Source organism: Paraburkholderia sp. 22098 (assembly GCF_052045935.1).
GTDB lineage: Bacteria > Pseudomonadota > Gammaproteobacteria > Burkholderiales > Burkholderiaceae > Paraburkholderia > Paraburkholderia caledonica.
The window spans coordinates 149,095-173,996 of record NZ_JBQEPV010000002.1; the positions used below are offsets into that span (position 1 = coordinate 149,095).

General features: G+C 66.8%; 3 protein-coding genes. All 3 read left to right on the plus strand.

All coding sequences use genetic code 11. The annotated features are described in order from the left end of the window. The first annotated feature begins 51 nt into the window (after nucleotides 1–51). The 3 genes from ACTJLB_RS04265 (at nucleotide 52) to ACTJLB_RS04275 (ending at nucleotide 24,879) form a co-directional block, all read left to right on the plus strand. On the plus strand, nucleotides 52–16,701 hold the full coding sequence (locus ACTJLB_RS04265; protein WP_440782585.1) for an amino acid adenylation domain-containing protein: 16,650 nt from the start codon (nucleotides 52–54) through the stop codon (nucleotides 16,699–16,701). Between the two features lie 65 nt (nucleotides 16,702–16,766). Continuing rightward, entirely contained in the window at nucleotides 16,767–22,478 is a 5,712-nt protein-coding gene (locus ACTJLB_RS04270; protein WP_440782586.1) for an amino acid adenylation domain-containing protein, read from the plus strand. 208 nt (nucleotides 22,479–22,686) lie between these two features. Continuing rightward, nucleotides 22,687–24,879, plus strand: a complete 2,193-nt coding sequence (locus tag ACTJLB_RS04275) for a TonB-dependent siderophore receptor (protein WP_204521098.1) — start codon at nucleotides 22,687–22,689, stop codon at nucleotides 24,877–24,879. Nucleotides 24,880–24,902 lie beyond the last annotated feature (23 nt).

A 24,902-nucleotide genomic window follows, 5' to 3' on the forward strand; every position in this document is an offset into this window, starting at 1 on the left:
CCCGCGCTTGCCGGCGCGGGTGCAAGACACCTGGATCACACCACGGACACCATGCAAGCTATCTCTTTCGACACCGACTTTTTGCCCGCCCGCGTCGCGCGGTTTGCCATCGAACGGCCGGATGCCGTTGCGCTTGTCGACAGCACGGGACCGCTGGTCTGGCGTGATCTTTGGCAGTGGTCCGGCAGGCTCGCCGCGGCGCTCGTCGCTGAAGGTGTGCGGCCTGGCGATCGCGTGGTGCTCGCATTACCGCGCTGCACGGCGTTCGTTGCAGCGATTCTCGCGGTGTGGCGGGTGCGCGCATGCTATGTGCCGCTCGACCCGGCGCTTCCGGAAGCGCGGCTGCGCTGGCAGGCCGAGGACTGCGGCGCGCGCGTGGTGATGACGGGCGCTGCGCTGACAAGTGGGGCGTTGGATGCGGTGGTGGAGGGTGTCGCAGCTGATGCAACTGATGCAACCAACGCCTCAATCGGAACCGACGGCCCGCGCTGGCTGCCCGAGGGCGTGACGACACTCGACCCGCAAGCGTTCCGCGTCCCTGACGAAGCCGTGGCCAAGGTGCTCGACACAACTAACGCATCAGGCAGCGAGACCTTTCACCACGCGATGTCTGGTCCATCGAGCGACGACAGCGTCCTCATCTGGCCCGCGTACGTGATCTATACGTCAGGCTCGACCGGCCGGCCGAAGGGCGTCGTGCTCAGCCATGCGGCGCTCGCCGCCTATTTGCAGGGCGTCTCCGAACGGCTGCCCGAAGGTATTGCAAGCGCAGCGTATCTGTCGACCACCGCCGCCGATCTTGGCCACACATCGTTGTTCGGCGCGCTGTGGCACGGCTGGACTCTGCATCTGATCGACGCCGACGTCGCCGCCGATCCGGACGCCTTTGCCGCCTACATGCACACGCATTCGGTCGACCTGCTCAAGATCGTGCCGAGCCATCTCGACGCGCTGTTGCAAGCGCAATCGGCGGAATGGGTGCTGCCGCGCCGCTGTCTCGTGCTGGGCGGCGAGCCGGCGCCGACGCGTCTGGCCGCGCGCATCGCGACGTTGCGGCCCGAATGCCAGTTGATCAACCACTATGGGCCGACCGAGACCGCGGTCGGCGTACTCACGCGCGCGGGCGCGCAAAGTCGCGCGGGGACGCTTCCGCTCGGCAAGCCGCTCGCGCACGTGAAGGCTCGCATCGTGGATGCCGACGGTAATGCGGTGCCCAAAGGTGCCACTGGTGAGTTGTGCATCGGCGGCGCGAGCGTGGCGCAGGGCTATCTGAACAGACCTTCGCTGACGGCGGAGCGCTTCGTGCCCGATCCCGACGGTAACGGCGCGCGGCTCTACCGGACGGGCGATAGAAGCCGCCGTCTGCCGGACGGCGAATACGCGTTTCTCGGCCGACTCGACGACCAGGTGAAGATCCGCGGCTTTCGTGTCGAGCCGGAAGAGGTCGCCGCGCGCCTGCGCAACGAGCATGGCGTGCGCGACGCAGTGGTGATCGCCTACGCGGATAGCGACGGCGCCGCGCCTCGCCTCGTCGCGTACCTGAGTGCCGCAGAATCGCTCGACGTCGATGCGATCCGCAGCCGTCTCGCCGCGGAACTACCGGACTACATGGTGCCGTCGTCGCTTCAGGTGCTGGCCGCGTTGCCGCTGACCCCGAACGGCAAGATCGACCGTGCCGCGTTGCCGGCGCCGCTGCAGGAAAACAGGGCGGGCGCCGCGCGTGTCGAGCCGCGCAATGACGCGGAACGCACGCTGATCGGAATCTGGAAGCTGCTGCTCAAGCGCGATGACATTGGCGTAACTGACAACTACTTCGAAATCGGCGGGGATTCGATTCTCAGCCTGCAGATCATTGCCAGGGCGCGCGGCGCGGGACTCAAGCTCACGCCGAAACAGATGTTCGACCACCCGACGATCGAGGCGGCGGCGCGCGTCGCCGTCCCCATGAAGGTGGCGTCCGACCATCGGAGCGCTGGAGAGAAAGGCGGCGGGGCGAAGCAGCGGACAAGCGCAGGCTCGACTGAGCAGGCAAGCACGACGACACACATCAAGACAAGCGAGCGGACCCGCGCCGACGCCGGCGCGAGTCACACAGCGGCATATGCCGCCGCAACACCGCCGCACACCACGCATCCCGCCGACGACGATCGCTGGTTCGCTGAAGCCGGTGTTTCGCGCGACGCCGTCGACGCAGTCTATCCAGCCACGCCGATGCAGCAGGGTCTGCTATTTCACGGCATGCTCGATGGCGAGCCAGGCATGTACGTATCGCAATTGCGTCTCACGATCGACAGCTTGAAGATCGACACCATGCGCGCGGCGTGGGACGCTGTGATCGCCCGTCACCCGGTTTTGCGCACGCGCTTCGTGTGGCCGGCCGGTGGCGAGCCGTTGCAGATCGTCGAGCGGCGCGTGCGCATGCCGTTCGAATTGCATCCACGTGATGCGCTAGTTGTGCCGGTTCCGATCGCCGCGCTCACTGCGGCGGCATCGACGGACGAACAGTACGACGCCGCATACGAAGGCGCACGCGAGGCGATTGCCACGCGCGGTTTCGAGCCAGACGTCGCGCCGCTGATGTGCGTCGATGTCTTCGAGCGCCCCGACGGCGCGCACGATCTGCTGTGGACTCACCATCACGCGTTGACCGATGGCTGGAGCACCGCGCAGGTCGTCAGCGAAGTCGCGCGCGCGTATGCGGCGCTCGACGCGGGCGGCGTCCCCGACACGTCGCCGGCGGCGCCGTACGCGGATTACGTCCACTGGCTGCGCGGCCAACCCGATACGGCTCCGTTCTGGCGCGCACGGCTCGCAACGCGCGATGAACCGGCGCGCGTAGCCGATGCGCTCGGCGGTGCTTTGCGTGCGTCGTCCGAGAAGAGCGCCGATGGCGTAGCGGCACAAGCGCTGATCCGCGAGCTCGACGGCCCGTCTCACGCGCGGTTGACGCGCGCTGCGCGTCGCGCACAGGTCACGCTGAATACGCTTGTCCAGGCAGCGTGGGCGCTCGCGCTCGCACGTTTCTCCGGGCGCACGCAAGTGACGTTCGGCATGACGGTGTCTGGCCGCCCGGTCGATCTGCCGAATGCGCAATCGATAGTCGGTCTGTTCATCAACAGCTTGCCGTTGTGGGTCGATGTGAAATCCGACGCGACGGTGCGCTCCTGGCTCGCCGCGCTGCAGCGGCAAAACGCGGAGTTGCGCGACGTCGAGCACACGCCGCTCGCGAGCTTGCAGCAATGGGCGAACTCGAACGTCGATGCGCTGTTCGATAGCCTGATCGTCTTCGAAAATTATCCGCTCGACGACGCGCTCGATGCGCTTGGCGATGTGCCGCGCATACGCGCTGTCGACGCACACAACCGCAGTCATTTTCCGCTGATGCTGGTCGTCGCGCCGCGTCATGTGGGAGGCGGCGACGCGCTGAGACTGGAGTGGCACAGGCATGCCGCCAGCGTGTCCGAGGATGGGGGTGCCCGCATCGCGGAATATTTCGAGCGGATGCTGGACTGCCTCGCGACCGCGCTCGTTGAAGGCGACGACCCGCACGTGCGGCTGCGCGATCTGCCAACCGACGACGCTCCATCTGCAAAGTCGCCACGTTTGCCATCCACGTTCGTCTACGAACCGGTGACGGCGCAGATTGCTGCGCAAGCGCGTGCGCGGCCCGAAGCGATCGCGCTGGTCGATGGCGATGAGCATGTGACGTATGCGCAACTCGATGTGTGGTCGCGCGCGATCGCGGATGAGTTGCGGCGCCTCGGTGCGACAGCGGAAACGCGCGTGGGCGTCGCAATGCAGCGCTCTGCTGCGCTGGTTGCGTCGCTGCTCGGCGTGTTGCGTGCAGGGGCGGCGTATGTACCGCTTGATCCGTCGTACCCGGCCGGACGCCTCGCGCATATCGTCGACGATTCCCAGCTTCGGCTGATCGTGACCGATGCGTCGAGCCTCGCGCAGCATGCGTCGCTGTTCGGCTCGCGGCCAACTTTGGATGCGGTGGCGCTGCGCGATGCGGTGCCTTCTGATGCCACGAGCGATACCACGGACGATGCCGGTGCATACCCGCATCCGCAACAGCTGGCCTACGTGATCTATACGTCGGGCTCGACGGGCGTACCGAAAGGCGTGGGCATCACGCATGAGAACGTCGCGCGTTTGTTCGATGCAACACAGTCGCGCTTTGCATTCGACGCACAGGACGTGTGGACGCTGTTCCATTCCTACGCATTCGACTTCTCCGTGTGGGAGATTTTCGGGGCGCTCGTGCATGGCGCGCGGCTCGTGATCGTGCCGCACTGGAGCACACGCGAACCCGCGGCATTCCATGCGCTCCTGCGCAAGGAACGGGTGACGGTGCTGAACCAGACGCCGTCGGCATTCGTGCAATTGATTCAGACCGATGACGGCAACACGCTCGACTCACTGCGCGCGGTGATTTTTGGCGGCGAGCGTCTTGAGCCGTCCTCGCTCGCGCGATGGGCTGACGGCGCGCGGCGCAAGGGCGTATTGCCGGCGCTCGTGAACATGTACGGGATCACGGAAACGACCGTGCATGTGACGCACCGGACACTGGACGAAGCGGCGTTGCGCGACGGGCGCAGCGTGATTGGTGCGGCGCTCGATGACCTCACGCTGCACGTGCTCGACGCGGATCTGAACCGCGTGCCGGTGGGGGCGGTGGGCGAACTGTATGTGGGCGGCGCGGGTCTGGCGCGCGGCTATCTGGGCCGCGCCGCGCTGAGCGCGCAACGCTTCGTGCCGGACCCGTATGGTGCGCCGGGTGCGCGGCTGTACCGCTCGGGCGACCTCGCGCGACGGCTGCCCGATGGCGACCTCGAGTACCTGGGCCGTAACGACGATCAGGTGAAGATTCGCGGCTTCCGTATCGAACTGGGTGAAATCCAGGCGGCGCTGCGGGCGCATCCGGAAGTGCAGGATGTGGCGGTGCTGGTGTCGGGCCACGGCGACGACAATAACGCCAACGACAACCGGCGCCTGATCGCCTACGTGGTGCCGCGCGGCGGACCCGATGCAGGCGATGCGGGACGCTGGCAGACGTGGCTCGCCGAGCGGCTGCCGGGGCACATGGTGCCGTCGTCGTATGTGGAGCTTGAGCGCTTTCCGCTGACGCCGAACGGCAAGCTCGATCGCCGTGCATTGCCCGCGCCGGAGGTGGCCAATTCAAGCCGCGCGACTTATGTCGCACCGCACGGCGAAACACAGACAAAGCTTGCCGCGATCTGGCAACAGGTACTCGGCGTGGAGCGCGTCGGCGCACACGACGATTTCTTCCTCCTTGGAGGCCATTCACTGCTGGCAGTGCGTGTCCTGTCGGCCGTGCGTAAAGAATTCGGCGACGCGCCCGGGCTGCGAGCAGTGTTCGAACATCCGCGTCTCGAAGACTTCGCGACGCTGCTGAGCGCCGCGCAATCCGCTGGAGCCGACGACGACGCGCTGAGGTCGGCGTCTGGCGTTGCGGTTGCTGCTGATGGTGATGCTGCTGCGCTCTCCATCACCGCTGCCGTCACCGCCGCCGACATCGCCCGTCAAGCCGACGTCACCGCGCCAATGCCGCTTTCGCCGTCGCAGCAAAGCTTGTGGTTCCTGTGGAAGCTCGATCCTCAGAGCGTGGCATATCACGTGAACGGTGCGCTCCGCTTCGACGGCCAGCTCGACGTCGATGCGCTGCGTGCAGCGTTCGTCTCGTTGGGCAAGCGGCATCCCGCACTGCGGATGCGTTTCGCCGAGATAGAAGGCGTTCCATACCAGCGCATCGACGATGCATGCCGCAGCGAGATCCGCCTGCTGGATTTGCCGAACACGCACAACGACACCAGCGAGGAAGCGCTGGCCGCGTGTCTCGGCGCGCTCGTTCGCACGCCGTTCGACCTGAGCGCCGAGCCGCCCGTGCGCGCGACGCTCGTCCGCATGGCCGACGACTGTCACGTGCTGCATCTGGTGCTGCATCACATCGTTAGCGACGACTGGTCGCTCGGTCTCCTGTTCGCCGATTTTTCGCGCCTGTATCGCGACTACTGCGCAGCGGGTCCTGCTGCGTCCGTGACATCTGTCGCGTCTATCGCCGACGATGAGCGCGTCGCCGCCACATCGGCCGCCGCTTATCGCGAACTGATATCGGCGCGCGCGGCTCGACTGACGCCCGAGCGCGAGTTGCAACAACTCGAATGGTGGCGCGCAGCGCTCACGAACGACGACGAGTCTCCCGCGACGCTTGCGCTGCCATACGATCGAACGCGCTCCGGCTCGCGCTGCGCGCCCGGCGCGCGTCATCGCGTGCGCGTGCCCGCCGGCACAGCGTATGCGTTGCGCGCGCTCGCAAGCGCACGTCGCGCGACGCTCTTCATGACGCTTCTCGCCGCAGTCGATGCGCTGCTTTACCGATGCTCGGGCCAGTCCGACATTCGCCTTGGCGTGCCGCTCGCAGGCCGCGATCTGCCGGGAGCCGCGGACGTCGCGGGCTTCTTCGTCAACACTGTCGTGATCCGCACCGCGCCGCGCGGCGAAACGCGGGCGGCGCAACTCATCGACGATGTGCGTGAGCGGCTGCTCGGCGCTTACGCGAACCAGGATGTGCCGTTTGCGAGCGTCGTCAAGGCGGTGCAACCGGCGCGCGACCTGGCGCAGACACCGCTCTTTCAGGTGCTCGTCAATCAGCAACAGCGCCATGATCTCGCTGCATCGTTCGGCGAGGGACTGCGCGTGACGGTGCAGGAAGTCGACAACGGCGAGGCGCAATTCGATCTGATGCTCAATATCGCCGAGGCCGCCGACGGCGCGATCGATCTGGCGTTCACGTACGCGACTGACGTCTTCGACGCGTCCACCATCGAACGGTTAGCGCGTAATTTCACGGGCTTGCTCGAACAGTGGAGCGCGGCTCCCGATGCACGGATTGCATCGTTCGAACTGCCCGAACTCGGTGATCAACTGCCGTCACGTCTGCCATCCACGTTCGCCTACGAACCGGTGACGGCGCGGATTGCTGCGCAAGCGCGTGCGCGGCCCGAAGCGATCGCGCTAATCGATGGCGATGAGCACGTGACGTATGCGCAACTGGATGCCTGGTCGCGCGCGATCGCGGATGAGTTGCGGCGTCTCGGCGCGACAGCGGAAACGCGCGTGGGCGTCGCGATGCAGCGCAGCGCTGCGCTGGTTGCGTCGCTGCTCGGCGTGTTGCGTGCAGGGGCGGCGTATGTGCCGCTCGATCCGTCGTACCCGGCCGGACGCCTCGCGCATATCCTTGACGACGCGCAGCTTCGGCTGATCGTGACCGATGCGTCGAGTCTCGCGCAGCATGCGTCGCTGTTCGGCTCGCGGCCCACCGTCGATGCGGTGGCGCTGCGCGATGCGGTGCCTGCCGATGCCACGGACGATGCCGGTGCATACCCGCATCCGCAACAGCTGGCCTACGTGATCTATACGTCGGGCTCGACGGGCGTACCGAAGGGCGTTGGCGTCACGCATGAGAACGTCGCGCGTCTGTTCGATGCAACGCAGTCGCGCTTTGCATTCGACGCACAGGACGTGTGGACGTTGTTCCATTCCTACGCATTCGACTTCTCCGTATGGGAGATGTTCGGGGCGCTCGTGCATGGCGCGCGGCTCGTGATCGTGCCGCACTGGAGCGCTCGCGAACCCGCGGCATTCCATGCGCTCTTGCGCAAGGAACAGGTGACGGTGCTGAACCAGACGCCGTCGGCCTTCGTGCAACTGATCCAGACCGATGACGGCAACACGCTCGACTCGCTGCGCGCGGTGATCTTTGGCGGCGAGCGTCTTGAGCCGTCCTTGCTGGCGCGATGGGCGGAGGGCGCGCGCCGCAAGGGAACATTGCCGGCGCTCGTGAACATGTACGGGATCACGGAAACGACTGTGCACGTGACGCACCGGACACTGGACGAAGCGGCGTTGCGCGACGGGCGCAGCGTGATTGGTGCGCCGCTCGCTGACCTCACGCTGCACGTGCTCGACGTGGATCTGAACCGCGTGCCGGTGGGGGCGGTGGGCGAACTGTATGTGGGCGGCGCGGGTCTTGCGCGCGGCTATCTGGGACGCGCCGCGCTGAGCGCGCAGCGCTTCGTGCCGGACCCGTATGGTGGGCCGGGTGCGCGGCTGTACCGTTCGGGCGACCTCGCGCGACGCTTGCCCGATGGCGACCTCGAGTATCTGGGCCGTAACGACGATCAGGTGAAGATTCGCGGCTTCCGTATCGAACTGGGTGAGATCCAGGCGGCGCTGCGGGCGCATCCCGAGGTGCGGGACGTGGCGGTGCTGGTGTTGGGCCACGGCGACGACAACAACGCCAACGACAACCGGCGTCTGATTGCCTACGTGGTGCCACGCGGCGGACCCGATGCAGGCGATGCGGGACGCTGGCAGACGTGGCTTGCCGCGCGGCTGCCGGGGCATATGGTGCCGTCGTCGTATGTGGAGCTTGAGCGCTTTCCGCTGACGCCGAACGGCAAGCTCGACCGCCGTGCATTGCCCGCGCCGGGGGCGGTAGCGAACGCGAAGCAGGGCGTCGCCGCATCGACGCCCGCCGAGGCCGCGTTGCTTGCTGTCTGGCGTGCCGTGTTGCGGCGCGACGATATCGGCGTGACGGACAACTTCTTCGTGATAGGCGGCGACTCGATCTTGAGTCTGCAAATCGTGGCAAAAGCGCGCGATGCGGGCTTGCACGTGACGCCGCGCATGGTGTTCGAAGCGCCGACCGTGCAACAGCTTGCGCGTGCGGCCGGACCTGTGCCGGCGTCGGCATCCGCATCGCTCGCGGGCATTGGATCATCGGCTGGAACCAGCGCGTCGGCGTCGTCCGATCTCTGGCGTGCGCTCGGCATCACGCCTGAGCACGTCGAGGACGTCTATCCGGCGACGCCGTTGCAAAGCGGTCTGCTTTATCACACGCTCGCGGAGTCGCAACAGGGCGCGTATCTCAACCAGATGCGCGCGACACTGTCGGGCACGCTCGACGTCGCCGCAATGCACGCAGCGTGGCAGGCCGCGCTCGCGCGTCACGCGATTTTGCGCACGGGTTTCGCGTGGCAGCACGGCGGCTCGGTGATGCAGATTGTCCATCGCAGCATCGCGTTGCCGTTCGAAACGCACGACTGGTCCGCCGCACCCGATTACGACGCGCGCCTGGCCGACTGGCGGGCGCGCGATCTCGCCGATGGCATCGCGCCAGATGAGGCGCCGCTCATGCGCATCGCGCTCTTCATTCGCGACGCCCGCACCGCAGACCTCGTGTGGACGCATCATCATCTTCTGCTCGACGGCTGGAGCGTTTCGCTGTTGTTCGCGGAGATCTTGCGCGACTATCGACTGCGCACGAGCGGCGCTGCCGCGACGTTCGAACAGGCGCCGCCGTATCGCGGGTACGTCGAGTGGATTCGTGAAGCGGCCGACGATCCCGCAACCGAAGCATGGTGGCGCGCATGGGCCGCGCGCGCCGACGATCCTGCGACGCTCACCGCCAGTCTCGGCGAGCCGCGCGCAGCAGAACCGGGCGCCCATGCGCGGCGCTGCGCGCTGGACGAAGCGCTCGTCTCGCGTTTGCATGCAACGGTGCGTCGCCACGAAATCACGCTCAATACGCTGATGCAAGGCGCGTGGGCGGTGCTGCTCGCGCGCTATGGACATCGGCGACAGGTTTCATACGGCACTACGTTGTCGGGACGGCCGGCGCATCTGCCGGGCGTCGAACGCATGTTGGGGCTGTTCATCAATACGCTGCCGGTGCAGGTCGACGTCGACGCAAGCGCGGACCTCGGCGCATGGCTGCACAAGCTGCAAGGCGAGCTGATGGAACTGCGCCACTACGAGCACACGCCGCTCGCGCGCGTGCAGCAGTGGAGCGGACGTAGCGGCGACGCGCTGTTTGACAGCATAGTGGTGTTTGAAAACTATCCCGTCGATGCCGCGCGCGATGGCGACGCCAGCCTGAAGGTGGAGTCGATCGATTCCGTCGACCCCACGCATTACCCGCTCGCGCTAGCGATCATTCCGCGCGGAAAGACGCTTTCGCTCGAATGGGCGTGGAACGGCGAGCGGATCGATCGCGAGACCGTCGAACAAATTGCATTGCAGTACGAAGCAATTCTGACGCAAATGGCCGGGGACGTCGCGCGGCGCGTTGGATCGTTGACGTTGCCCGGGCGTTATGAAGCAGCGCCGTTGCAGCGTTATGCGTTCGAATCGCTCGGGATGGCGCTCGCGGCGCAGGCGAAGCGCTCGCCGGATGCGATTGCGCTGCGCTGCGAGGATGAGTCGCTCACCTATGCGGAACTGGATGCGTGGTCGGCGAAGCTGGCCGCACGACTCGTCGCGCGAGGTGTTGGCGCCGAGCGGCGCGTGGGGCTGTGCGTGGCACGCGGCCCGGCGCTGGTTGCGGCACTGCTTGGGATCATCCGCTCGGGTGGGGCGTTCGTGCCGCTCGATCCTGAGTATCCGCCCGCACGCCTTGCGCAGATGATCGACGACGCGGGCATCGTGCAGGTGGTGGCCGATAGCGCTAGCGCGAAGCAGGTGGGGGCGGTGCTGGCGGGGTGTGAGGTGGTTGAGGTGGGAGACGCCGTCTTGGCGACTCAGCCGGATGACGACGCAAGCGCGGAAACAGCGACAGCAGCACCACACTTCCTCGACGCCCCCCTTCATCCCGACCAGCTCGCCTACGTGCTCTACACATCGGGCTCGACCGGCCGGCCCAAGGGCGTCGGCGTGAGCCACGGCGCGCTGTGGACGCACCTGCAGGATTTCCTCGCGACCTACGGCATCGACGGTACGGATACGGTGCTGCACTCGTCGACGATCAACTTCGACGTCGCGCTGCACGAGACGCTGCCGGCGCTGCTGCGCGGCGCGACGGTGGAGATGCGCGGGACGCAGCCGTGGGATCTGCAAAGCCTGAGCGAGCGGCTGGTGAAGCGGCGCGTGACGTTCGCGCGGATTCCGACCGCGCTGTGGCAGCAGTGGCAGCGTCATGCACCGCCGCGCGCGCAACTCGCGCTGCGTCAGGTGACGGTGGGCGGCGAGGCGCTGCCGGGCGACGCGCTCGCGCGCTGGCGCGAGGGGCCGCTCGCGGATATCCGGCTGGACAACCTGTACGGGCCGACCGAGACGACGGTGGCGGCACTGTACCGCCGCACCGGAGCCGACGACGCACGGCAGGTGACGGTGCCGATCGGGCATCCGTACCCGGGGCGTACGGCGCGGGTGTTCGACGCGTTTGGCGATGAAGCGCCGGTGGGTGGGCTCGGCGAGCTGTGCATCGGCGGACCGACGGTGGCGCGCGGGTATCCGGGAAGGGCGGCGCTGACGGCGGAGCGGTTCGTGCCGGACCCGTACGGGGAGCCGGGGGCGCGCGTCTATCGCAGCGGCGACCTGTGCCGGCTGCGTGCGGACGGCACGGTAGAGTTCCTCGGGCGGCTGGACCAGCAGGTGAAGCTGCGCGGCCAGCGCATCGAACTGGGCGAGATCGAGGCGGTGCTGCGCCAGTGCGACGGGGTGCGCGAAGCCGCAGTGATCGTGGTGGGCGAGGCGCAGAAGCAGCGGCTCGCGGCGTATGTGGCTGGGCAGTCCGACGCAGCGTCCCTGCCGCCGCTCGACGCCCAACGTCTGCAACGCGAACTGGAGCAGAAGTTGCCGGGCTACATGGTGCCGTCGTCGATAACAGTGCTCGCACGGCTGCCGTGGATGCCCAACGGCAAGCTCGACCGGGCGTCGCTGCCCACGCCGCAGGCGGGGGCGATCGAACGGGTGGCGCCGTCGAACGGGGTCGAAGCGGCACTGCTGTCGATCTGGGCGGCCGTGCTCGGGCGCGACGATCTCGGCGTGACGGACAACTTCTTCGAAGCGGGCGGCGACTCGATCCAGAGCCTGCAGATTATCGCGCGGGCACGCGAGGCGGGCTGGCGGCTGACGCCGCGGCAGATGTTCGAGCATCCGACGGTCGCCGGCCTCGCGCAACGCGCACAGCGGCTGGACGCCGGCGCAGTAGAGGAGTTCGACGACGGCGCCGCGCTGCCATTGACGCCGATCCAGCGGCTCTTCTTCGAGCGCTATCCGCAAGGGGAGTCGCACTGGAACCAGGCGGTGCTGCTGAAGGTGAAAGGGCGGCTGGTGCCGGCGGCGCTGGAGCGCGCGGTGGCGGCGCTGGAGGCACGGCACGACGCGTTGCGGCTGCGGTTTGCTAGGGAGGCGGGGGAGTGGAAGCAGGTGGCGGTGAAGGGCGCGCAGACGTCAGAGATGTCCGCGCAAATGTCTGAAGCCTCTCAAGCAGCGCAGACCTCACAACCGTCACAGTCAGCTAGCACAGCGGTAGTCCATCACGACCACCTCGCCTCGCTTGCCCGGCTGACAGCGGCCTGCGACCGCATCCAGTCAAGTCTGAACATCGAACACGGTCCGGTCTGGCGCATAGGCCACTTCGAGACGCCCGACGAAACGCGCGTACTGATCGCGATCCATCACCTGGCGGTGGACGGCGTCTCCTGGCGCGTGCTCCTCGAAGAACTGCAAACCGCCTACGAACAGGCCGAACGCGACGCGCCCATCGCACTGCCGGCGCCGTCGATGTCATGGCGCGCCTGGGTACGCGCGCTCGAACAATATTCGCACTCCGATGCAGTTCAGTCGGAAGCCAGTTGGTGGCAGAACGCGCTGAGTGTCCTCGATGAGGCTTCGGAACTTCCGTTGCGTGCACCCGCAGGCACGCGCGTCGCCGGAAGCGAAACAATCGACTGGACACTCGACGCTAGCCGCACGCGCGATCTGCTGCAAAACGCGTCGCGCGCCTATCGCACGCGCGTCGACGAATTGCTGCTCGCCGCGCTTGCGCAGGCGCTGGGCGCGTGGAGCGGCGCGGCTGAAATTGCCGTCGAACTGGAAGGCCATGGCCGCGAAGACGTGATCGACGGTGTCGACCTGAGCCGCACGGTCGGCTGGTTCACAACGCGCTTCCCGGTCGCGCTTCCAGGAGCCCCGGCAGCACCTGGCGATGCCCTCGTTGCGGTCAAGGAGCGAGTGCGTGCCGTGCCTCACAAAGGGATGCACTGGGGGCTGCTCGACGCGAGCCGCGCGCGGCCGCGTCCGGCGATCAGCTTCAACTATCTCGGGCGCTTCGACCAGTCGTTCGACGCGGCATCGCGCTTCACCTTCAGCTCCGATGATGCAGGCAGCAGCCACGGACCCGGCGCGCGCGTCGATTACGCGCTCGACCTCAACGGCATCGTCACCGGCGACACGCTGCTGCTACGCTGGCGCTTCGATCCGGCGCGCATCGCGCGTGAAAGCGTCGAGCGCATTGTCGCGGCCTTCGATCAACACGTCGACGCACTGATCGCGCACTGCGTCGCCGCACCACCGGGCGCGACAGCGTCGGATTTCCCGTTGTCGGGCCTCGACCAGGTGCAGTTGCGCGCGCTGCGCCTGCCGCTTGGCGGCGTCGCCGATATCTATCCGGCTACACCATTGCAGCAGGGCTTGCTCTATCACAGCGAGTTACAGCAGGGCGAGGGCGTGTATGTGAACCAGTTGCTGCTGACGCTCGGCGGCCGCCTCGACGCCGCCGCCTTGCGCGCCGCCTGGCAGGCCGCCATCGCGCGGCACGACATGTTGCGCACGCGCTTCGAGTGGCGTCATGGCGAAGCGGCGTTGCAGATCGTGCAGCGCGAAGCCGTGCTGCCGTTTGCGGTGCACGACTGGTGCGATGCACACGACTACGACGCGCGCCTCGCCACGTGGCGCGCGGCGGACATCGCTGCGGGAATCGATGCGTCGCGCGCGCCGCTGATGCGTGTCAACGTGTTCCGGCGTCCGGATGGCCGCTTCGACCTCGTGCGCACGCATCACCATGTACTGACCGACGGCTGGAGCGGCGCACGTCTGCTGGCCGAAGTATTCGACGACTACGAGCGTGCGTTGGGCGTTTCCCCGACTGACGGCGCGCGCGCTGCCGCAGGCATGCCGCCATCGTACCGGCGCTATGTCGAGTGGCTCGCTGTGCAACCCGATCCACGGGATTGGTGGAGCGAGCGGCTCCCTGCCACCGACGATACCGGCACGCTCACAGCCAGCCTTGTCGCGCCGCTCGGCACAGATTCGAGCGAGGCGGCGAGCGTGCCACGCAAGCTCACGCTCGAACTGGACGCGCCGCTCGATGCGCGAGTGCGCCGCGCCGCACAGCGGCATCGCGTGACGCTCAACACGTTGATGCAGGGCGCGTGGGCCGCGCTGCTCGCACGGGTGAGCGGCAAGCGGACGGTGGCCTTCGGTGTCACGGTGTCGGGGCGGCCCGCATCTCTCGCTGGATCGGATCAAATGTTCGGACTGTTTATCAATAGCCTTCCCGTGTTTGCAGCGGTGCCCGGCGAGGTGACGATACCGGCATGGCTCGATGAATTGCAGACCTGCAACATGCAAATGCGTGAGGTCGAGCATACGCCGCTATCGTCGCTGCAGCAGTGGGCGGGTCGCAGCGGCGACGCGTTGTTCGACAGCCTGATCGTGTTCGAGAACTATCCGGTTGCGGCCCGCGCGGCGTCCACGGCAACCGACGCGCTGCGTGTGGAGCGCGTGGATTCGTTCGAACGCACACACTATCCGCTGACGCTGACGATCCTGCCGGCGACGCGCATCGAACTGCAATGGCAGTGGGACAGCCGGCGGCTCACGCGTACTCAGGTCGAGCAGTTGCAGCGGCAATATCTCGGGCTCCTCGATCAACTCGCTGACGACGGCGAGCACGCGCCGCGCTTCGTCGGCGAACTTGCGGTGCGGCGAGGTGCGCCGCACGCCGAGCCGTTGCCAGAAGCCGCGCCGCTCGCGTGGCATGAACGTTTTGCGGCTGAGGCCGCGCGCATGCCGCATCGCATCGCCGTCCGGCAAAACGGCGAAGCGTTCGACTACGCGACGCTCGCCCGTTGGTCCGCGACGATCGACGCGCGTTTGCGTGCGAGCGGGGTCGCGCGGGAGGAGTGCGTAGCCGTCTGCATGCGCCGCTCGCCGGCGCTGATTGCCAGCATGCTCGGCGTGTGGCGCAGCGGCGCGGCTTATGTGCCGCTCGATCCGTCGTTCCCGGCGGAGCGCCTCGCCGCCATGCTGGACGACGCGAGGATAACGCGGGTCATCGCAGACGAAGAAGGGCGCGCACGGCTCGGCAGCGCGCTCGACGGTCGTATCGACGTGAATGGTGGGATTGGCGCAGAGGTCGGAGCTGCGGGTGTCCCTGACGCCGTGGTCGGCAAGGCGGCAACAGTGCCGCCACCCGTATTGCCATGCACCGGTTCGGAACTCGCCTACGTGATCTACACGTCAGGTTCGACAGGGCGACCCAAGGGCGTTGCGGTTTCTCACGGCGCGCTGGCAAGGCTGCTCGCGAGTGTCGATATCGTCATGCGAATCGATAAGGATGACGTACTATTGTCAGTCACTACACCGTCGTTCGACATTTCGCTGCTGGAATTCTGCCTGCCGCTCATGAAAGGCGCTTGCGTCGAAATGGCCGACGCCGCCACCGTCGCGGACGGCGCTGCGCTCGCGCGTCTTATCGATGAAAGCGGTGCGAGCGTCATGCAGGCAACGCCTAGCGGCTGGCGTCTGCTGATCGAATCGGGTTGGCGCGGGGCGTCGCGTGGACGACTCACCGGCATCGCCGGCGGCGAGCCGTTGCCCGCAGACCTGACGGTTCAACTCGCGCAACGCGGCGTCGATTTGTGGAACCTCTACGGTCCGACCGAAACGACGATCTGGTCGACTTGCGCCCGGGCGCCTCAAGGCGGAGCGGTCACCATTGGTCGCGCGCTGCATGCGAACGCGCTGCGTATCGTCGACGCGACCGGCCAGTTGACGCCGCAAGGCGGCGTCGGGGAACTGTGCATCGGCGGCGACAATCTTGCGCGCGGTTATCTGGGTCGCGCCGGACTCACCGCCGAGCGCTTCGTGCCTGATCCGTACGGGCCGCCGGGCGCGCGGATGTACCGCACAGGTGACCTGTGCCGCGAGCGGCCCGACGGCGAGGTCGAATGCCTTGGCCGGATCGACCAGCAGGTCAAGCTGCGCGGTTATCGAATCGAACTGGGCGAAATCGAGGCGGCGCTGCGCGACTTCACCGGCGTGCTCGACGCCGCAGTCGCGCTTGTGCCGGGCGCAGGTGACGCCGAAGCGCGGCTCGTCGGCTATGTGGTGGGCCAATCATCCGCGGTACCGGCAGGCTGGCACCAGACGCTTGCCGCGCGCCTGCCGGGCTACATGGTCCCCGCGGCGCTCTACCAGATTGATGCGCTGCCTCGCACCGCGAACGGCAAGCTTGATCGCAACGCGCTCGCGCGGTTCGAGGTGTCGCCGCAACGCGAGGCGCAGTGGGCGGAGCCATCGGGCGAGATCGAAGTGCTGACGGCGCGGCTGTTTGGCGATGTGCTGGGGCTCGCGCGTGTCGGCGCCGACGACGATTTCTTCGCGCTCGGCGGCCACTCGCTCGCGGCGGTGCGATTGATCGCCCGGCTGTCGGAACAGCTCGGACGAAAGGTTGCGCTCGCGGCGCTGTTCGACAGTCCCACACCGAGGCTGTTGGCTCAACTGCTTACGGACGTTGTGGATGGAAACCCGCAGGTCGACGTGTCGCCGGGAAAGACCGCGAGCGATGAGTTGCAGGCGCTCGATGGACTGTTCGATGCGCTGGATTGAGAAGCGAACACCATGCGCGGGCGCGACGCGCTCGCCTACCTATTCAGACTGACCAGACTGACGTTATGCAGACCACGACCCGCAACGAACCGGCCGCCGTGCCGGATTCTTTCACAGGCATCGGCGACGCGCCGAGCCACGCGCTCGCGATTTCGCGCAAGTACGCAGCGTTGTCGCCAGAGCGTCGGCGTCGTTTTCGCGAGAGGGCGAGCGAGCAGGGCATCGATCCCGCGCGTCTGCCGATCGTGCCGTTGTCGCGCGAGGCTGGCAACGCGAACGATGCGGACGGCGTTCCTTCTTCGCCCGGCTCCGCGCTTTACCCCCTTGCGCCCGCGCAGGAGCGCCTGTGGTTCTTGTGGAAACTCGATCCGCAGAACCCGGCGTACAACCTGTCGCGTGCGCTGCGGTTGACGGGACATCTCGATGTGCCCGCATTGCGCCGTGCATTCGATGCGCTCGTCGCACGCCATGGCGCACTGCGTACGCGCTTCGTGGAGACGCGCGGCGTGGTCGCGCAGCACATCGGCGACGGCGCCCACTACCTGTGGCGTGAGCACGCGCTCGAAGACGCCGCGCAACTGCGCGACACGCTGCGTGCCGCCTCTCGCGAACCATTCGATCTGGTGAAGGGGCCGCTGCTGCGTGTCGATCTCATCGCGATCGGGGCAGAGCGTCACGCGCTCTCGATTGCCGTGCATCACATCGTGTCCGACGGCTGGTCGCAGTCATTGCTCGTTCGCGAAGTCGCGGCGTTGTATCGCGCGGCGCTCGCGGGCGAGGATGCGCCGCTGGCTCGCGCGCTACCGCCCGTCGAAATTCATTTTGGCGACGTCGCTGCATGGCAGCGTGAATGGCAGGACGGCGCGCTCGTCGACGATCTAGCGTATTGGACGCAGCGCCTCGGCACCGGGCGCCCCGCGCTCGAACTACCATTGGACCGGCCGCGCGCTGCGGTGCGGGGCATCGAGGGCGGACGGGCGCGGCGCGACGTCGCCCCGGCGCTCGCCGGGCGCTTGCGCGAACTCGCGCGCGCGCAGCGCACGACGGTTTTCACTGTACTGCTTGGCGCGTATGCCGCCTTGCTGTATCGCTATGACGGGCAGTCGGGCGTACGGATCGGCGTGCCGTCGGCGGGACGGCAGCGCAGCGAGACAGAAGGGCTGATCGGCTTTTTCGTCAACACGCTCGTGATCGACGTCGACGTGGACGGCCGCATGCCGTTCGGCACGCTGCTCGCTGGATTGCATGAACGTGTGCTCGAAGCGCATGCGCACCAGGCGGCGCCGTTCGGCAGCATCCTCGACGGATTGCGGATCGAACGCGATCTCGGTCGCTCGCCGCTGTTTCAGGTGATGTTCAACCTCGAGCAGGCGACGAGTAGCGCGTCCGTTGCGATGCCAGGAATCGTCGCGGAGCCGGAGGCGGGCGGCACGGACACGGCGCGTTTCGATCTTGTGCTGAACGTGGTGGACGACGGGCACGGCCTGCGCCTGATGTTCAACTATGCGGCGGATGTGTTCGATGCAAGCACCGTCGAACAAATTGCATTGCAGTACGAAGCGATTCTGACTCAGATGGCTGACAACGTCGCGCGACGCGTTGGATCGTTGACGTTGCCCGGGCGTTATGAAGCGGCGCCGTTGCAGCGTTATGCGTTCGAATCGCTCGGGATGGCGCTTGCGGCGCAGGCGAAGCGTTCGCCGGATGCGATTGCGTTGCGCTGCGAGGATGAATCGCTCACCTATGCGGAACTGGACGCGTGGTCGGCGGCGCTGGCGGCACGGCTCGTCGCGCGAGGCGTTGGCGCCGAGCGGCGCGTGGGGCTGTGCGTGGCACGCGGTCCGGCGCTGGTTGCGGCGCTGCTTGGGATCATCCGCTCGGGTGGGGCGTTCGTGCCGCTCGATCCCGAGTATCCGCCGGCGCGTCTTGCGCAGATGATCGACGACGCGGGCATCGTGCAGGTGGTGGCCGATAGCGATAGCGCGAAGCAGGTGGCGGCGGTGCTGGCGGGGTGTGAGGTGGTTGAGGTGGGAGACGCCGTCTTGGCGATTCAGCCGGATGACGACGCAAGCGCGGAAACAGCGACCGCAGCGTCACACTTCCTCGACACCCCCCTTCATCCCGACCAGCTTGCCTACGTGCTCTACACATCGGGCTCGACTGGCCGGCCCAAGGGCGTCGGCGTGAGCCACGGCGCGCTGTGGACGCACCTGCAGGACTTTCTCGCGACCTACGGCATCGACGGCACCGATACGGTGCTGCACTCGTCGACGATCAACTTCGACGTCGCGCTGCACGAGACGCTGCCGGCGCTGCTGCGCGGCGCGACGGTGGAGATGCGCGGCTCGCAGCCGTGGGATCTGCAAAGCCTGAGCGAGCGGCTGGTGAAGCGGCGCGTGACATTCGCGCGGATTCCGACCGCGCTGTGGCAGCAGTGGCAGCGTCATGCACCGCCGCGCGCGCAACTCGCGCTGCGCCAGGTGACGGTGGGCGGCGAGGCGCTGCCGGGCGACGCGCTCGCGCGCTGGCGCGAGGGGCCGCTCGCGGATATCCGGCTGGACAACCTGTACGGTCCGACCGAGACGACGGTGGCGGCGCTGTACCGCCGCACCGGGGCCGACGATGCACGGCAGGTGACGGTGCCGATCGGGCATCCGTATCCGGGGCGTACGGCACGGGTGTTCGACGCGTTCGGCGATGAAGCGCCGGTGGGTGGGCTCGGCGAGCTGTGCATTGGCGGACCGACGGTGGCGCGCGGCTATCCGGGAAGGGCAGCGCTGACGGCGGAGCGGTTCGTGCCGGACCCTTACGGCGAGCCGGGGGCGCGCGTCTATCGCAGCGGCGATCTGTGCCGGCTGCGCGCGGACGGCACGGTGGAGTTCCTCGGGCGGCTGGACCAGCAGGTGAAGCTGCGCGGGCAGCGCATCGAACTGGGCGAGATCGAGGCGGTGCTGCGCCAGTGCGAGGGCGTGCGCGAGGCCGCGGTGATCGTGGTGGGCGAGGCGCAGAAGCAGCGGCTCGCGGCGTATGTGGCGGGGCCGTCCGACGCAGCGCCCCTGCAGATTGTTGACGCCCAACGTCTGCAGCGCGAACTGGAGCAGAAGTTGCCGGGCTACATGGTGCCGTCATCGATAACAGTGCTCGCACGGTTGCCGTGGATGCCCAACGGCAAGCTCGACCGGGCGTCGCTGCCCGCGCCGCAGGCGGGGTCGATCAAACGGGTGGCGCCGTCGAACGAGGTCGAAGCGGCGCTGCTGTCGATCTGGGCGGCCGTGCTCGGGCGCGACGATCTCGGCGTGACGGACAACTTCTTTGAAGCGGGCGGCGACTCGATCCAGAGCCTGCAGATCATCGCGCGGGCACGCGAGGCGGGCTGGCGGCTGACGCCGCGGCAGGTGTTCGAGCATCCGACGGTCGCCGGCCTCGCGCAACGCGCACAGCGGCTGGACGCGGGCGCCGTAGAGGAATTCGACGACGGCGCCGCGCTGCCGTTGACGCCGATCCAGCGGCTCTTCTTCGAGCGCTATCCGCAAGGGGAATCGCACTGGAACCAGGCGGTGTTGCTGAAGGTGAAAGGGCGGCTCGTGCCGGCGGCGCTGGAGCGCGCGGTGGCGGCGCTGGAGGCACGGCACGACGCGTTGCGGCTACGGTTTGTGAAGGAGGCGGGTGGGTGGAAGCAGGTGGCGGTGAAAGCAGCGGGGACGTCAGAGATGGCCGTGCAAATGTCTGAAGCCTCTCAAGCATCGCGGACCTCACAACCGTCACAGTCAGCTAGCACAACGGTGGTCCATCACGACCACCTCGCCTCGCTTGCCGGGCTGACAACGGCCTGCGACCGCATCCAGTCGAGCCTGAACATCGAACAAGGCCCGATCTGGCGCGTGGGCCACTTCGAGACGCCCGACGAAACGCGCGTACTGATCGCGATCCATCACCTGGCGGTGGACGGCGTCTCCTGGCGCGTGCTCCTCGAAGAACTGCAAACAGCCTATGAACAGGCCGAACGCGACGAACCGATCACGCTGCCGGCGCCGTCGATGTCATGGCGCGCCTGGGTGCGCGCAATCAATCAGTATGCCGAATCATCGGAGCGCGTCAGTGAACTCGCGTGGTGGCAAACGTTACTCGACGCGCCGGCGTTGCGCGCCGGCCCGCTGTTCCCGCCGCTTTCTTCGCATCCCCAACCGCAAAAGACGCTGCTGAAAAAACTATCACCCGACATGACCGCCGAGTTGCTGCGCGAAGCGCCGCGCGCCTACAAAATGCGTGTCGATGAAGTGCTGCTTGCCGCGCTCGCTCGCGCTATCGGCGATACCGTCACGCGTGACGAAGTGCTGGTCGAACTGGAGGGCCACGGTCGCGAAGACGTGATTGAAGGCGCAGACCTCAGCCGAACGGTTGGGTGGTTCACCAGTCAATACCCGCTCGCGTTACCGCGCGGCATGGACTCCGCTGACTCGCTGCTGCGCGTGCGCGAGCGCCTTGCCGCGGTACCGCTGCGCGGCCTCGGCTGGGGCCTGCTGGCCTGTTGCGCCGACGCAGCCAGCCAGTCAGCGCTGCGTGCGCTGCCATCACCGGAAATCGGCTTTAACTACCTGGGCCGCTTCGATCAAACGTTCGACGGCGAAAGCCGCTTCGGCTTCGCGCCGGAATCGTCGGGAGACGCCATCGCGCCGCATGCGCGGATTCCTGATCGCGCGCTCGATATCAATGGCTGGATTGCAGGCAACTCGCTGACGTTCAACTGGGGCTACGCGCCGCAGTTCTTGTCCGATGAGCTTGCGGAGAAACTCTTCGCGTCGTTCGAGTCCGCTCTCGGCGAACTGCTGGCTCATTTACGCACGGCCACGTCGCAGCCGCAGATGTCCGCTTCCCTAAAAGCAGTTCCGGAGTCGATCGAGGCGCTTGCAAGGCGCGACGCCGTCGCTGCAAGCTGGGCTGCGCGTGCGGTCTATGAGGCCAGTCTGCCGGTGCCGTCCGACGACGCGCTCGCTGGCTGGTTCGCGCGACGTCGGCCGCAAGACGCGAATGCGCGGGCGCGCGCCGTGTCATCGCCGGCCGTGCCGTTGAACGCGCTCGGTGCGCCCGCCACGCTGTTCTGTCTGCATCCGGGCTACGGCATGGTCGGCGAATATCGCACGCTTGCGCAAGCGCTCAATGGCCGCGTGACCCTGATCGCGATGCAGGCGCCGGCGCTGCGTGGCGAGCCATGGGAAGGCGACACCTTCGAAGCCCTCGCCGCGCACTACGCACAGCGCATCGAAACGCTGCAGCCGCACGGCGACTACGCGTTGCTCGGATGGTCGTTCGGCGGGCGGCTTGCGATCGCCATTGCGGATCATTTCGAGCGGCGCGGCGCGCGCGCGTCGTTCGTCGGTATCGTCGATACGGCGACGCATCGCGTAGACGGCACTGCTCCCATAGTCGACGAAGGCTCCGCGGCTGCGCCCGAACTCGCGTTGCTCGACGGGGCGGAGCCGTCGCTGCTCGGCAAAGCGCTTGCCGTCGATTCCACGCACGCGGACTTGATGTCCCGGCATGAACTGCCGCGCGTCGCTTGCGATCTGCACGTGTGGCGCGCTCGGCGCGTAGCCGACCCGCGACGCCGGATGGCATGGGCGGACCGCACGCGCGGCCGGCTGCACGAGTTCGACATTGACGCGACTCATTCCAGCATTGTCCACCATCCGCTTCTCGCGGCGCAGCTTGCGCAGTGGTTCGGACAGCCGCTTCCACGAAACGACCACCCATCAGCGTCCTTACACGGCGGCTCCTGAGCAGTCCGCGTTTCTGCAAGGTCCGCCGCACGACCTGCAGGACTCTCCGACGAGCGCCGTTGTCGCTTCGCCGCGACGATTTATTCGCATTGAATGCGAACGATTATTGTTTACATTAACATCTTGTCTTGAGAGAATCGTCAGGCACCAGGAGCGGCGCGGGACGCCGCCCCTGACTCGGGGATACAAGAATGGGGAAACAAGAAGAATGAAGGTAGAGCAGGCAGGGAAAAGCGGTTCTAAACGGGAGCGCGGCTTGCCGCACCTGCGACCGATATACGTCGCGCTGATGCTGGGCGTTGCCGGGTTCGGCGCGCACGCGCAAGGGTCGCCGGCCGCGGCCTCGGGCACGGAGGCCTCGAAGGAATTGCCCGCGGTTCAGGTGCGCAGTTCTGCTGAGGATCCGCTTGGGCCAGGCGTCGGCTACGTGGCCAAACGTTCCATGACAGGGACCAAGACGGATTCGGCGTTGCTCACGAATCCGCAGAGCGTGTCGGTCGTAACGCGTCAGCAGATGGACGATCAGGGCGCGCAGACCGTCGATCAGGCGTTGCGCTATACACCGGGCGTGTATTCGCAGGACGGCACCGACATTCGTGCCGATCAGCTTTACGGCCGGGGTTTTGCGCTCGACTCGTATCTGGACGGCTTGCATCTGTACCAGTCGCCGCGCTTCGCGACGCCGCGCATCGACCCATATTTCATGGAGCGCATCGACGTGCTCCATGGTCCGGCCTCAGTGCTCTATGGGCAGGGCAGCCCGGGCGGTCTCGTCAACTACGTGAGCAAGTTGCCGACGGAGCAGCCGTATCACGAACTCATGATGCAGATCGGCAACCACAACAACTATCAGTTGGGTTTCGATTTTAGCGGTCCCGTCGACAAGAATGGCACCGTGCTGTACCGGCTGACAGGCGTCGCCCGCACCGCCGAGACGCAAGTCAGCGCGATCAAGGACCAGCGGCTTGCCATCGCGCCGTCGGTCACGATCCGCCCGAACCGCGACACCACGTTCACGCTGCAGGGCAGTTTTCAGCGCGACCCGAACGGTGGACTGTTCAATCCGGTTCCGGCAGGCGCGACATTGTTCAGTAATCCAAACGGTCAACTTGGACCGGACAAATATTTCGGCGATCCGGATCGCGACGGCATGCACCGCACGCAGTACTGGTTCGGTTATCAGTTCGACCATGCGATCAACGACAAGCTCAGCGTGTCGCAGAATCTGCGCTATCTGCACATCGACCAGCATTATTACCAGACGTCGGTGACGAGCGCGCTCGGAAGCAATCAGCGTACGGTGTCGATGTGGGGCAACGTCGATAACGAGCACTACACGCAGTTCGAGGTCGACACGCACGCGCAGGCCAAGGTGACGACGGGCGCCGTCCAGCACACGTTGCTGTTCGGTCTCGACTATCAGCGCTCGATGCTGGGCGACACCGAGGGTAATTCCGTCCTCGGCACGGTCGATCTGTATAACCCGAACTTCTCGTCGCTGCCGACACAGCAAGCGAATACGCGCCTCGACTATTCGTTGAGCACGGTCGGCGTCTATGCGCAGGACGAGGCGCGCTGGCGCAACTGGGTACTGACGTTCGGCGTTCGTGAGGACTGGACAGGAGGCAACCAGCAGACCACGTTGCTCACCACCGGAACCGGCACGACCTACCACACGAACGATCACGCGTTCACCTGGCGCGCCGGTCTCGCGTACGAGTTCGAAAACGGCATTGCGCCGTACATCAGCTATTCGCGTTCGTTCCAGCCGGTGCTCGGCGCGACCTACTCGGGCGCGCCGTTCGCGCCGACCAAGGGCCGGCAGGTCGAAGCCGGCGTGCGTTATCAGCCGAAGTGGTTCGACGGCTATTTCTCGGTCGCCGCGTTCACTCTCACGCAGGACAACGTGTCGGTAAGCGATCCGAACCATCTGGGCAGCGCGATACAGACCGGTCAGATCCGCTCGCGCGGCGTCGAACTGGAAGCGCACGCGAACGTCACCGCAGACGTGAAGGTGATCGCGTCGTACACGTACCTGAATCAGGAAGTGACGAATACCACGACGGCTAGCAGCCTGAACAAGCGCCCGACGATCGCGCCTCGTAACACCGCTTCGCTGTGGGCGGATTACACGTTCCACCGTGGACCGCTGCGCAACTTCGGCCTCGGCTCGGGCGTGCGCTATATGAGCAGTTCGGCGGGCGACGCAGCCAACACGTTCACGGTGCCGGGGCGCGTACTCGTCGACCTGGGTGCGCATTACGACATCCAGAACTGGCGTCTGTCGCTGAACCTGAACAACGTGTTCGACCGCGAGTACATCTCGTACTGCACGACCGCGTCGGTTTGCTACTGGGGCGCGAGCCGTACCGTGCTCGGAACGGCGCGCTATCAATGGTGATCGCCATGACGAAGGGTGGCGCC

Bases quoted from the DNA above. Each gene is read 5' to 3' on its own strand.
- ACTJLB_RS04270 (WP_440782586.1), top strand. From the start codon at position 16,767: ATGCAGACCACGACCCGCAACGAACCGGCCGCCGTGCCGGATTCTTTC.
- ACTJLB_RS04275 (WP_204521098.1), top strand. From the start codon at position 22,687: ATGAAGGTAGAGCAGGCAGGGAAAAGCGGTTCTAAACGGGAGCGCGGC.
- ACTJLB_RS04265 (WP_440782585.1), top strand. From the start codon at position 52: ATGCAAGCTATCTCTTTCGACACCGACTTTTTGCCCGCCCGCGTCGCG.